At 65.9% G+C, this 12,936-nt stretch carries 12 protein-coding genes and 1 pseudogene; 9 read left to right on the plus strand and 4 right to left on the minus strand.

Annotation, left to right across the window (positions count from 1 at the left end):
• A pseudogene (locus AC1RWI_RS25745) lies at positions 1–274 on the minus strand (DUF4126 domain-containing protein); the annotation flags it as partial.
• Positions 275–632: 358 nt separating this feature from the next.
• Here AC1RWI_RS25745 and AC1RWI_RS25750 point away from each other — a divergent pair.
• The 9 genes from AC1RWI_RS25750 (at position 633) to AC1RWI_RS25790 (ending at position 10,467) form a co-directional block, all read left to right on the plus strand.
• Positions 633–1,700, plus strand: a complete 1,068-nt coding sequence (locus AC1RWI_RS25750) for a porin (RefSeq protein ID WP_492869625.1) — start codon at positions 633–635, stop codon at positions 1,698–1,700.
• A 286-nt stretch (positions 1,701–1,986) separates the two neighbouring features.
• Entirely contained in the window at positions 1,987–3,174 is a 1,188-nt protein-coding gene (locus AC1RWI_RS25755) for an alpha/beta fold hydrolase (protein WP_492869685.1), read from the plus strand.
• Positions 3,175–3,246: 72 nt separating this feature from the next.
• A complete protein-coding gene (locus tag AC1RWI_RS25760; protein ID WP_492869627.1) occupies positions 3,247–4,947 on the plus strand; it encodes an AMP-binding protein in 1,701 nt (566 codons plus the stop codon).
• A 1-nt stretch (position 4,948) separates the two neighbouring features.
• Positions 4,949–5,821, plus strand: coding sequence for a VOC family protein (locus AC1RWI_RS25765; protein ID WP_492869629.1), 873 nt, complete (start codon positions 4,949–4,951; stop codon positions 5,819–5,821).
• Positions 5,822–5,841: 20 nt separating this feature from the next.
• Positions 5,842–6,999 (plus strand): FAD-dependent monooxygenase, encoded by a 1,158-nt coding sequence (locus AC1RWI_RS25770; RefSeq protein WP_492869687.1) that lies wholly within the window; start codon positions 5,842–5,844, stop codon positions 6,997–6,999.
• Entirely contained in the window at positions 6,996–7,463 is a 468-nt protein-coding gene (locus tag AC1RWI_RS25775) for a thioesterase family protein (protein WP_492869631.1), read from the plus strand. Before AC1RWI_RS25770 ends, AC1RWI_RS25775 begins: the two co-directional genes overlap by 4 nt.
• Positions 7,464–7,496: 33 nt before the next feature.
• Positions 7,497–8,252, plus strand: coding sequence for a maleate cis-trans isomerase family protein (locus AC1RWI_RS25780; protein WP_492869633.1), 756 nt, complete (start codon positions 7,497–7,499; stop codon positions 8,250–8,252).
• A gap of 29 nt (positions 8,253–8,281) precedes the next feature.
• Positions 8,282–9,544 carry an MFS transporter gene (locus AC1RWI_RS25785; RefSeq protein WP_492869689.1) on the plus strand — a complete coding sequence of 421 codons (1,263 nt, stop codon included), beginning with the start codon at positions 8,282–8,284 and terminating at the stop codon, positions 9,542–9,544.
• 95 nt (positions 9,545–9,639) lie between these two features.
• On the plus strand, positions 9,640–10,467 hold the full coding sequence (locus AC1RWI_RS25790) for a TetR/AcrR family transcriptional regulator (protein WP_492869635.1): 828 nt from the start codon (positions 9,640–9,642) through the stop codon (positions 10,465–10,467).
• A 258-nt stretch (positions 10,468–10,725) separates the two neighbouring features.
• Here the strand turns inward: AC1RWI_RS25790 and AC1RWI_RS25795 are convergent, their stop codons facing one another.
• The 3 genes from AC1RWI_RS25795 to AC1RWI_RS25805 are packed head-to-tail and all read right to left on the minus strand — an operon-like array spanning position 10,726 to position 12,791.
• The gene (locus AC1RWI_RS25795) at positions 10,726–11,148 is read right to left on the minus strand and encodes a rubredoxin (protein WP_082054841.1); all 423 of its coding nucleotides are present in this window, start codon (positions 11,146–11,148) and stop codon (positions 10,726–10,728) included.
• 51 nt (positions 11,149–11,199) lie between these two features.
• On the minus strand, positions 11,200–11,904 hold the full coding sequence (locus tag AC1RWI_RS25800) for an alpha/beta hydrolase (RefSeq protein WP_043345998.1): 705 nt from the start codon (positions 11,902–11,904) through the stop codon (positions 11,200–11,202).
• Between the two features lie 56 nt (positions 11,905–11,960).
• Positions 11,961–12,791, minus strand: a complete 831-nt coding sequence (locus tag AC1RWI_RS25805) for a dioxygenase family protein (RefSeq protein WP_492869638.1) — start codon at positions 12,789–12,791, stop codon at positions 11,961–11,963.
• Between the last annotated feature and the right edge of the window lie 145 nt (positions 12,792–12,936).

Raw genomic sequence — 12,936 nt, forward strand, 5'->3', positions numbered from 1 at the left:
TCGTGGCCCCGCACAGCGCCCCCGAGAGAATGCGCGCGCCGAACTGTTGCGGCACCTTGCGGCTGGGCGTGCCGGGCAGCTTGTCGGTGATGAGCTCCACCGCTGCCAGCACGCTGAACACCCAGGGCGTGAACCGATAGCCCATGAAGGCAAGCCAGCTGCCCGACAGGTCGAGCAAGCCCGCCTGGACCGCCCAGCTGACGGCGGCAGGTGCCGTCATGGCGCGCAGGCCAGCCACGATGCCGATAAAAAGCGCGAGCAGGTACAGGGTCATGGCGTCTGTCCTCGATCAAGGCCGGCAACGCCGGCACGGCTGACGCGCTGAGCTTGAGCCAGTGCCCGGCGCGCGCACGTGCGCTAACCCACATGGCGAGTATGCCTGCGGCGCCTGGCAAAGCGGGCGTTCGAGCAAGAAGACGCGGGTTCGCAGGGGACTTGAGGTGCGTCTGGCCCGAGGTGTCCCGGCATCGGGAAAACCATTATTTGATATGCAATCAAAAAACAATAATATTTATTGAGTGTATATCAATTGATTGGGTGGGCATCCGTTGTCGAAGCTGCCCGTCAGGCGACGGCACGATAACCAGCGAGCCGATCGCAGCTCGCAGACCAGACCTGATCAAGGAGGAGCAATGAAGAAAGCACTGGCCATGGCCGCGGGCACGCTCGCGGCACTGACCCACGGGCAGGCGCACGCCCAGTCGTCCGTCACGATGTATGGCGTGGTGGACGCGGGCGTCGAATACCTGAACCGGGTGCCGAACGCGGCAAAGCAGGGGGACAACCTGCTGCGCATGACCTCCGGCAACATTGCCGGCAGCCGCTGGGGCATGCGCGGCGTGGAGGATCTCGGTGGCGGCCTGCAGGGTGTCTTTGTGCTGGAAGGCGGCATGGTGCTCGATACCGGAGCGTCCTCGCAGGGCGGCCGGATCTTTGGACGCAGGGCCTATGTCGGCCTCGACAGCAGCACGTATGGCCAGTTCACGCTGGGCCGGCATCACAACCTGATGTTTGACCTGATCATCTCGTTCGACCCCATGTTCTTCGCGCCGAAGTACTCGTCGTTCAGCCACGACAGCTGGCTGGCGGGGCGCGTGGACAACGCGGCCAAGTACACCGGCAAGTTTGGCGGGCTGACCGTAGCGGCGCTGTATAGCTTCGGGGTGGACTCCACGGTGGCCAACGGCTCGGAGGTACCGGGCAACAGCCGCGCGGGGCGCGACATGAGCGCCGGATTCACCTACCAGTCCGGCCGCTTTCGCGTGGGCGGCGTTTATGACCAGCTCAACGGCAACAGCGCGGCGACGGCCGGCAAGACCGAGCGGCGCTATGTCGGGACGGCCGCGGTGGATCTGAAGGCGTTCAGCGTCTATGTGGGCTACCGCAGGCTGGCGAGCCAGTTGCTGGCGTCGATGCCGCGCACGGACCTGATGTGGACCGGCGTGAACTGGAACCTGACGCCGGCCGTTGCGCTGACCGGCGCCGTGTACAAGACCAATGACCGCACCTCGGCCAAGGACCCGGTCTCCTTTGTGCTGTCGGTCGACTACCGGTTCTCCAAACGTACCGATGCCTACCTGACGGCCTCCTACACAAAGAACAGCGGCGGCTCTGCGCTCAGCGCCAACGGTTACGACGGCTCGATCGTCCCTGGCGCCAACCAGCTTGGCACGGTGGTGGGCCTGCGGCACAGCTTTTGAGCGGCGGCGCCTGGCGCGCTTGTCACCGGGCACATCCGGCACTTTCCTGTGCGGCTAACGCCGGCACTTCACGGCTGCCCGTCGATATGGCGGTGCAGCCGCTTTTTTGCGCATGGCGCGTGGCGGCTGCGTTGTGGCGGGCAAGGTTAACCATTAATTGACAGTCACTCAAATAGTGCCTAAATTATTGAGATGGTCACATTTAATCAAAGGAGACGCAGTGGCGGAGCAGAACAAGGTACAGGTAACTGCGGGCATGCGTGGCGCGTCGTGGGATGCACGACTGATGACGCGCCCATACCAGATGGTCCCCTATGCGCTGGGGACCGCGGACGGCCAGCGCACGCTCGGCTTTCTCTTCACGGCGACTGGCAAGGAAAAGACTGTCGTCTCCATCATGCACCCCCGCGAGATGGCGATCACGCACTATCTCGTGCCGTTCATTCTCGACGCCGGCTGCGCCTGCTGGGTGCAGGGCCCGCGGTCGATCGGCAACGACCTGCGGCTGGAGCATGAGATCGCGTTGTTCGACGTGGCGGCAGGCATGACGCACCTGCGCGAGCTGGGTTTTGCGCGCATCGTGCTGCTGGGCAATTCCGGCGGTGCTTCGCTGTACACCCTCTACAACCAGCAGGCGCTCGCGCCGGCCGCGCAGCGCATCGCGCGGACCCCGGGCGGCCGCCCGACCAACCTGGCCGAGTTGCAGATGCCCACGGTTGACGCCCTGATCCTGATCTCTCCCCATCCCGGGCAGGGCAAGCTGCTGATGACCGGGCTCGATCCCTCCGTTGTCGACGAGAACGACCCGATGCAAACCGATGCGTCGCTCGATCCGTTCTGCGCGGCGAACGGCTTCGACGCCGCCAGTGGACGTGGCAGCTACGCACCGGACTTCGTCGCGCGCTACAGCGCCGCGCAGCAAGAGCGGGTGAAGCGGATCGACGAGCATGCGAGGCAATTGCTGCTGCGCAAGCAGGCCGCCCGCCAGCGCATCAAGGCGGGCGCCGGCAGCGAGCTTGACCGGCGTGTGGCCGCGCATGCGCCCATCTTCCACGTCTGGCGCACGGACGCTGACCTGCGCTCCTGGGACATTACCCTGGACCCGTCGGACCGCCAGACGGGCACGCTGTGGGGCAAGGACCCCTTTGTTTCCAACTGGGGCAGCGTTGGCTTTGCACGCGTGGTGACACCGGAGTCCTGGCTGTCGACCTGGTCGGGCCTGACTTCCAACGCGTCGCTGGACAAGACCATTGGCGCGGTGCACCAGCCCACGCTGCTGCTGGAATACACCGGAGACCAGTGCACGTTCCCCGCCGATATCGAGTCCATCTACGCGCAGATCGGCAGCACGGAAAAGCGTCACATCCGCGTGCGCGGCAATCACCATGGCATGGCACTGAGCCGCGACGAGGAGCCGGGCCAGCGTATCGCCGGGGCGCACATCGTGGAGTGGCTGCGCGAGCTGATGGTGTAAGGAAAGTCATCCCGCGCGCCGCAGGCCAATGTGGCGCGCTGACGGAAAACAGACAAGCAAGGGTAGACAGACATGATGCAATCCCAATCGGTACGGCCCCCGGAACTGCTGGAGGGAGTCAGGTACCCCGACGAAGACCGGCTACGGCGCTATGTTGCCGACGGCGTGCTGACGCAAGAAACACTGACCGGGGCCTTGCGCGCGTCGTTTGCAACCCATGCGGACCGGCTCGCGCTGGTGGGCCCGGAAGGCCGGCTGACCTACCGCGACCTGGACGAGAAGACCGAGCGCCTTGGCGCCGCGCTGCTGGCGCTGGGCTTGCGGCCCCTGGATCGCGCGGTGTTCCAGTGCGGCAACAGCAACGAGCTGCTGCTGGCGTTCCTGGGGTGCCTGAAGGCGGGCATCATTCCGCTTTGCTCGCTTCAGGCGTTCCGCAAGCTGGAAATCGGCTACCTCGGCAACCTCTGCGAAGCCCGCCTGCATGTCGTGCAGGGCGACGACGCGAAGTTCGACGACGTGGCCTTCGCGCAGGAAATGCAGGCCGAAGTGCCGAGCTTTTCCATCATCCTGCAAGCGCGCGGCGAGCGTCGCGGCAGCGCGGTGCTGCTAGCCGACCTGATCGAAGAGATGCCGCTGGCCCGCGCGCGCGAGATCCTGGCGGGCGTGAAGCTGGATCCCTTCCAGGCCGCCGTATTCCAGCTCTCCGGCGGCACCACCGGCGTGCCGAAAATCATCCCGCGCTTCCAGAGCGAGTACCTCTACAACATGCGCGCGGTGGCGGCGTGCAATGGCTACACGAAGGACGACGTGCTGTTCTTCCCCACGCCGTACATGCACAACCTCAACATGGGATGCTTCTTCGGCCCGTTCCTGCTCACTGGCGCCACATTGACGGTCACGCCGGATCTTGGCGAGGAAAGCCTGCGCGGCCTGGTGCGCGACTACCAGCCTACCTGGTTCGGCGTGGCCGGGCCGATCCTCACGCGCATTGCGCCGGAACTGGCGCAGTCGGATGCCAGCGCGCGGGCGCGCAGGAATTTCATCGCGCCGAAGAACGCCGCGGGCCTGACCCGCCTGACGGGCTCGCCCACGCACCATATCTTCGGCATGACCGAAGGCGTGATCATGTTCGCCCGCAAGGATGACCCGCAGGAGATCCGCGACACCGCCGTCGGCAGCCCGGTGTCCGCGCATGACGAGGTCAAGCTCGTGTCACCGGGCACGGAGGATCCCGTGGCCGACGGCGAACCCGGCGAGGCCCTGTTCCGCGGGCCTTACACCATCCGCGGTTACTACAAATCCGAGAAAGAGGACGTGACGCGCTTCACCGCGGACGGCTTCTACCGCTCCGGCGACCTGATGACGTCGCGCGTGGTGGACGGCAAACGGTACTACTTCTTCTTCGGGCGCATCAAGGATGTGGTGGATCGCGGCGGCGAGAAGATCAATGCCGAGGAGCTGGAGAACGTCATCAACCTGCACCCGGGCGTGTTGGCCTGCGCTGTAGTGGGCATGCCCGACCGCGTCTATGGCGAGCGCGTGTGCGCCTTCGTCATACCCAAGCCCCCCGCAAGCGACCTCACGCTGGCGCGACTGACCCAATACCTGCAGGAAGCCGGCCTGGCCAAGTTCAAGTGGCCAGAGCGGCTGGAAGTCATCCGAGAGTTCCCGCTGACCGCATCCGGCAAGCTCAGCAAGGTGCTGTTGCGCCAGCAGATCATCCAGTTGCTCGAGGCCGAGACGGCCGGCAACACCGTAACCGAAGGGAAGTGAAATGACCGAAGCGAAACACCTTATCGGCGTGCCGTCCGTGCAGTTGCATGGCGTGCATCATACCGCGCGTCCCACCTGGAAGCTGGCCCAGACCGTGCATTTCTACCGCGACCTGCTTGGCCTGCCGCTGGTCCACGCCATCTCGGCCAAGGGCTGGGGCCCGGACAACCACGCGGATTTCCTGCACTTCTTCTTCGATAGCGGCAACAGCAGCACCATTGCCTTCTTTTACTACATCGGCACCGAGCGGCCGGACTGGCTGGCGGTGCGCGAGCACTACCAGGATCGCGCCACGCACACCGCCTGGCGCGTGCGCGACGAGGCGGAACTGCTGGAATGGCGCCAGCGCGTGGAAGCGGTCGGCATTCCGGTGCGCTACCAGATCCGCCACGAGGTCATCGAGTCGATCTACTTCAACGATCCCAACGGCTATCCGATCGAGATCACCTGGCAACTGCGCCCCTTCAGCGAAGCCGATGCGCTTGACGCGACGTTGACCATCGAAGCCGCCATGCAGCTGGAGAAGGCGGCGGATGCCGCCACGGCGTTCACGTCCATCGAGCCGGTCTGGCAACGCAAGGCCGCGCGGATCGGCACGGCACCGGAGCCGGCTGTCAAGGCATCGGTCTATGTGCTGGACGTGCCGGAGTTTGCCGCGCTGATCAGCGTGGCGCGCACTACCGAAGGCTATGCCACCACCGCGCTGAAAAACGGCTATGTGCGCATCGACGGCAATCCACAGATCCGCTTTCAGCGCAAGGCGCTGGGCTTCAAGCCGGCAGTCTGGTACGGCGCGCTGACTGGGGGGCTGGTCGGGCGCATCGTCCAGTTCGATATGGATGCGCTGGTGATTTCCCCGGAGCAGGCGCAATGAACGCCGCAACGAACGCCGCAATGAGGGTCGCCATCATCGGGGGCGGCCCCTCCGGGCTCTTTCTCTCCATCCTGCTCAAGGAGCGGCTGGCATCGGTGGAGATCGACATCTACGAGCAAAACCCGGAGAACGCCACCTTCGGCTTCGGCGTGGTGCTCGCCGACACCGGGCTGTCCAACCTGCGCGCTGCATCCCCGGTGGTGGTCGACGAACTCGCCAAGGCGATGCGCTTCAGCGACCGGCACACCATCGTGAGCCACGAGGCGCCGATCACCATGAAGCGCCCCGGCGCGGGCGGCGGCGCGATTCCTCGCATCCAACTGCTGTCGGTGCTGCAGGCGCGTGCCCGCGAACTCGGCGTGCGCGTGACTTGCAACAAGCGCGTCAGCGACTTTTCGACCATCGAAGCCGATCTGGTCGTGGGTGCCGATGGCGTCAACTCGCTGCTGCGGGCGTCCAACGAGGAGGGCTTCGGCACCACGCGCCGCAACCTGACCAACCACTTTGCCTGGTACGGCGTGGAGAAGGCGTTCCCCAATCCGGCCCTGGTATTCCGGCGGTACAAGGGCGGCTATTTTGTCGCGCACTACTACCCGTACTCGGACTCCATGAGCACGTTCGTGGCTGAGTGCGACCACCGGACCTGGCAGGATTTCGGTATGGATGCGATGTCCAACGAGGCACGCCAGGCTCTGTTCGAGACGGTGTTCGGCACGGAGCTGGGGGGTGACAAGCTGGTCTCCAACAACTCGAACTGGCGCCAGTTCCCGGTCGTGATCAACCAGACCTGGCACGTCGGCAACCAGGTGCTGATCGGGGATGCGCTGACCAGCGCGCACTTCTCGATTGGCTCGGGCACCCGGATCGCCATGGAAGACGCGATTGCGCTGGCCGAGGCCATTGTCGCTTTCCCTGGCGACGTGCCGGCAGCGCTGCAATGCTACGACGATGTGCGCCGCCCGCAAAAGGCCAAGCTCATCCGTGCCTCGGAGGCTTCGTACAACTGGTACGAGCGAATCCGCGAATGGATGGACCTGGCGACGCCGCATGAGTTCGTCTATCGCTTCATGACCCGCACGGGCCGCGTGGATGTGAACCGGCTGCGCGAACAGTATCCCACCCTGATCGCCGAGCTGGCGGCCGCGGGCGTCACCGATCTCACCGCGCCGCAGCCATGATGCGCGCCACCGAATACGTGCTGAGCGAGCAGCCGTTCGTGGTCCGCCGTACCGTGCGCTGGGGCGATTGCGATCCCGCCGGCGTGGTGTACACGGGCCGCTTCACCGACTACCTGCTGGGCGCGGTCGGCCTGTTTGCCGACCACATGGCCGGCGCAGCGGGGCGGCTGGGCGACGCGCACGGCGTGGGCACGCCGTGCAAGGCGATGCGCTTCGCGTTCATCGGCACGCTGTGGCCGCACGACGTGATCGATATCGAGTGCTTTGTCGAAGCCATCCGTACGCGCTCCTATGACATCCGCTGCATCGCCAGGCGCCCCGACGGGGCGCCGGTGTTCGATGCGGTGTTTTCCCCGATCTGCGTGCGGCTGGACGAGCGCGTGGGCACGCCGATCCCGGATTCCCTGCGCGCCACGCTAGGCACGTTCCTGCGCAAGCCGGCCGCGGAGTCCCAGGTTGAATGAGAACAAGCGAACAAGCGAACAAGCGAACCCAAGATGAACTACCGAATTGGCCAGATCGTCCCCAGCTCCAACATCACGATGGAGCGCGAAGTGCCCGCCATCTTTGCCGGGCGCATGCAGCAACTGCCGCAGCGTTTCTCCTTTCATTCCAGCCGCGTGCGCATGCACCGCGTGGTGGCGCAAGAGCTGGAGCGCATGAACCGCGACATGGGCCGCTGCGCGCTGGAGCTTGCCGATGCACGCGTCGATGTGATGAGCACCGCGTGCCTGGTGGCCACGATGTGCATGGGCAAGGGCTACCACCGGCAAGTGATTGAAGACCTTAACGCGGCCATCGCCGATGCACCTTACCGGCCCGCGATCATGACCTCGGCCGGCGCGCTGGTCGAGGAGCTGAAGGACTTCGGCGCCAGGCGCATCGCGCTGATGGCGCCCTACAGCGATGCGCTGACGCGCACCGTGGTCGAGTACATCGAAAGCGAAGGCATCGAGGTCAAGGATGCGATCAACTTCTCGATCCTCGACAACCTGGAGGTCGGCGCGCGCGATCCGCTGCAATTGCTGGAGGACGTGAAGCGCCTGGACACCGCCGGCGTGGACACGGTGGTGCTGTCCGCCTGCGTGCAGATGCCGTCGTTCGCGGCGATTGAGCGTGCGCAACTGGCGCTGGGCGTGCCCGTCACCTCTACGGCCGTGTGCACGGCGCGGCAGATGATGCGGCGCCTGGGCCTCGAAGCGGTGGCGCCGGGTGCCGGCGCGTATCTCGGCAGCAAGACCGGACTGGTGTAGGGGCCGCTAGTGCCCGAGGAGACGACATGATGCAAGAAACCCAAGGAGCCGCGTCCCGGATCGGACGTTGGCCTTACATCGCGGTAGTGCTGGGTGCGGCGCTTGGCATGCTGGCCGGCTATGCGCCACTGTTCAATGCCACCGCCGGCGTGTTCGTGCGCCCGCTGGCCGCCGAGTTCGGCTGGGGCCGCTCCGAGGCGTCGCTGTCCTACGCGGCCTCGATGTTCGGGCTGGCGGTGGTGAGCCCGCTGGTCGGGACCATGATGGACCGCTACGGCATCCGGCGCGTGATCACGGTGTCCGCGGTGGTCTTCGGCATCGCCACGGCGTGCATGGCGCTGCAGGACGGCAGCAAGGCCATGTGGGTCAGCCTGTCCGTGGTGGTAGGTGTGTTCGGCGCGGCCACGTCGGTGCTCGGCTATCTCGCCGTGCTGCCGCAGTGGTTCGACCGCCGTCTTGGGCTGGCGCTTGGCGTTGCCATGTGCGGCCTGGGGGCCGGCACCGTGTTGATGCCCGCCACCGCGCAGTATCTGGTGACCGGCTATGGCTGGCGCACTGCCTATGTGGTGCTGGGCGCCGGGTCGATCGTCTTGTCCTTGCTGGCGTGCTCGCTGTTGCGTGAACGCAAGGCGGCGGAAAAGACGCAGGGCGCCGCGCGCGGCCAGGTGGTTGACGGCGTGCCGTTTGCCGAGGCGCTGCGCAGCTATCGCCTGTGGGCCATCTGGGCGGTGTTCGTGCTGGGGTCCTCCGCTACGCTGTCGCTCGGGCCGCATCTGCCTGCCATGTTTGCCGACCGCGGCTTCGGCCCGGCGGAGGCAGCGCGCAGCGCCTCGATGGTGGGCATCGGCCTGCTGATCGGGCGCATCCTGACCGGCGTATTGATCGACCGGATCCACGCGCCATTCGTCGCCTGCGTATTCTTCGGCGGTGGCGCGCTGGGCATCTTCCTGCTGCGCTCGGCGCATGACTACCAAGCGTTGCTGCTCGCCACCACGCTGATTGGCCTCACCATCGGCGCGGAAGGCGACCTGATCTCGTACCTGGTACGCTCGTACTTCGGCTTGCGTTCCTTTGGCGCGTTGTTCGGCATCGCGTTTTCCGGCTATGGCTTTGGCGCGGTGCTGGGCCCGATCGGGCTTGGCGCATGGTTTGACCGCCACGGTAGCTACGATGCGCCGCTGCTGGCGCTGTCCTGCATGCTGTTGCTGGCCGCCGCGCTGACGCTTTCCCTTGGCCGGTACCGGCGCGCGGGCGAACTGTCGGCCGTGACGCCGGCCGCAGCTGGCGCCTGAGCACGGGTCGGGACCGGACCCGGCCCGTGGACAGGTAGAATTAGCACGGGCGCAATTATCAAGCCGCGCCACCTGTGCCGATTCGCCACTGACCTATGCCAGCCGCCAAGAAGACCGCCACCGTAGCCGAACCCCTTCCCGCCGTGCCGCGCCGCCGTGGCCGTCCGCCCAAGACGGACTCGCCGATCGGCGCGCAGGCGACGCTGAGCCGTGTCGCCATCCTGCAGCGCGCCATTGAATTAACGAAGACCATGCCGCTGGACCAGATCTCCATGGTCCAGCTGGCCAAGGATTTCGGCGTGGCGCCAGGGCTTATCCACTATTACCTGGGCGGGCGGGATCAGCTGGTTTCCGGCGTGCTCAATGACTACTACCGGCAGCGATTGAGCCGGCTGTCGTCGCTCACCGGGGACTGGCGCCGCGATGTCGAGTCTTTCGCGCGGCTGAGTTTCCAGGTGGCGATCGAAAACCCCGGCGTGAGCATCTATGTGGCCTCGCACAACCGCTTCCGCCTGTTTCAGGACGTGCAGCCGGGGGAGACTGATTACGGGATGGAGTTTTTCAACCGCATGACGTCGGCCATCATGCAAGGTGGATTCAACGCGGACGAAGTCGCGCTTGGCTATCACCTGCTGGCGCAATACCTTGTGTCTGCCAGCATGGCGGAGGCTTCCCGCCAGTTGCCGGCCTACCACCAGGCCTTCATCGAGAACAAGCTGGAGTCCGTGTCGCCGCTGCAATATCCCGGTGCCCGCTTTGTCAGCAAATCGTTCTCCCGGCTGAGCTCGGAAATCGCGTTCGAGGAAGGGCTGCGCATTACGCTGGACGGCATCGAGGCGTGGAAACGGGGTGCAGGCCTTGCCGCCATTCCAGTGGCCGGTGGCGCCGCCACGCCGCGCAAGCCCCGCGCCAAGAAAGCCTGATCTCTCCAGTCCTTCGGGCTTGATGACGGTGAGAGCGCATTGCGCCTCGCCTCGTCGCGTCCGCCGATTTCCCTCTCCGCCTGTTTCTTTCCTGGTGTCGGAAATTAGATATTTGATTTAATGTCAATTAATATTTGGTTATTAATTGTGTGTATATCAAATCGTATGGCGGCGATCCGCATGATCTTCTCGAACAGCGGCTTGCCCTCGGCGGACAGCGAAATGAGCACCGCGCGCAACCAGATTGCCTGGCGCCGATCAGAATTCCACCATCGCAAAGTCTTCCTTGCCCACGTCGCACAGCGGGCAGCGCCAGTCGTCGGGGATATCTTCCCAGCGGGTGCCGGGCGCGATGCCGTCTTCTGGAAGGCCAGCGGCTTCGTCATAGACCCAGCCGCAGATGATGCACACCCATTGCTTGAACGCGTCGTCGGCGGCGGATGCGGTCTTTGCCGCGATGGGGGCTTCTGGCTGCGCGGCGGGCTTCTCTTGTTCTGGCTCGTCCAGGCTGAAGACAAGCGGCGCCGCGGTAGCGTCGCCGGGCGCGAGGCGCGCCTGCAACAGGGCAAGCAGCGCCTGCGCCTCTTCCGTGGTCAGGTCGATCCAGTACGGATCGCCTGCGCCGTCGTTCAATCGCTTTGGGGAAAACTGGATCTCTACTGCGGTGCCTTTCTTGTACATGCGATCAGGGGGCGGGGTATCGGGTTTTTTGGGTTTTGTGCAGGGTAAGGATTAGACAGGAAAAAGCACGCCGGCGAGCCATTGCTGGAAATCGGCAACCACGTCGGCATCCAGTTCATGGCCGATCGGGTAGCGCTGCGACCGATGCGGCACGCCCAGCGCGTCCAGCCACCGGTCCGCGCGTTCGGCCCACGCGACGGGCAGCTTGTTGTCGAGTTCGCCGTGCGCGATGAAGGCCGATATCCCGGCAAGCGCCTCGCGCGGGGCGAGGTGCGGCTCGATCTCCGGCAGGATGCGCCCGCTCAGCACCGCAAAGCCGGCCACGTCGGCTGGCGCGCTCAGGCCAACGCTGGCGCTGAGGATGCCGCCCTGGCTGAAGCCGGCGATCACCGTGCGCGCGGGCAGGGCGCCATCCTGCGCATGGCGGGCACGGACGAAGGCAATCAGCTGCTGGCGGCTGCGCTCGGCCTGGGCTGCGTTGATGGCGGGCGTGCCACCGGCGAAGCTGACCTCGAAAAAACCATGCTGGCCGGGCCCGAAGGTGAGCGGGCCTTGCACCAGCACCACTTCCACGCGCGGGTCGATACGCGTGGCCACCGGCGCGAGGCTGGTCTCGTTGCTGCCTACGCCGTGCAGCAGCAGGAGCCGCGCGGCAGGCGTTGCGGCCGCAGCCGCTGACGCCTTCCGCAAGCGATAACGCAGGCCGGTCACGGGGTCTTCGGCCAGCGGGCCGATTTCATTGGGGGTGGTGTTCATATCGTCTCGCGTGGCTGTGAGCAAGGGATCAGGCAGGGGATCAGGGGATCAGGGGATCAGGCCGCAACGGGCTGCGCGGCCAGCGGCCGGAATCGGCCAAGCACATAGGATTCCATCGACAAGATCCCGTAGGTGATGCCGCCGTCGATCACCGCCATCGGCTCGCCCGCCGCGGCCGCGCCGATGGCCACCAGCAGCGGCAGGAAGTGCTCGTCGGTCGGGTGCGCGCGCTGCGCGTGCGGGGCCAGCCGGCGGTAATCGATCAGCGGCTGCGGGTCGCCGGTGCGCATGGCGCTGCGCACCGCCTCGCGCACCCACTGCGTGAATGCTGCCACGTACGGGGCGTCGCCGCCGCCATGGCCGCGGAATTCATGGAGGTTGTGCGTCATGCTGCCGGACGCGACGATCAGCACGCCCTGCTCGCGCAGCGGCGCCAGCGCACGGCCCAGCGCCAGCGCGCCGGCCGGGTCCAGCGGCTGCGGCAGCGACACCTGGAACACCGGCACCTGCGCATCGGGATACAGGTGGCGGACCGGCACCCAGGCGCCGTGATCCAGGCCGCGCTGCGGGTCCAGCCCGGCGTTGAACCCGGCCTGCGCCAGCAGCGCCACCGTGCGCTCGGCCAATGCCGGATGCCCGGCCGCCGGGTAGCGGATCTCGTACAGGGCACGCGGGAAGCCGCCGAAATCGTGGATGGTCTCGGGCTGCGTGCTTGCCGTTGCGCGTACGCCGCCGCGCGTTTCCCAGTGGGGCGAGACCACCAGCACCGCCTCGGGCACCGGCAGCGCGCGGCCCAGCGCGGTGAGCTGCGGGCCGGCCAGGCCCGGCTCGATGGCGAAGGTGGGCGCGCCATGGGAGACAAACAGGACGGGAAGTGCGGTAGACATCTCGGAATCTCCGGAGGCCACGGCAAAACCCGCGGCGTGCAACGACATAGGGAATCTTGCTAGTCTATTGATTCATGTGGCGGCAATAAACTGCCAATCGTGTGATATATAGTCCCGATTATCGAGACAATAAGCCGGAGCCGAG

The sequence above is a fragment of the Cupriavidus sp. MPR-AND1C genome, assembly GCF_058809705.1.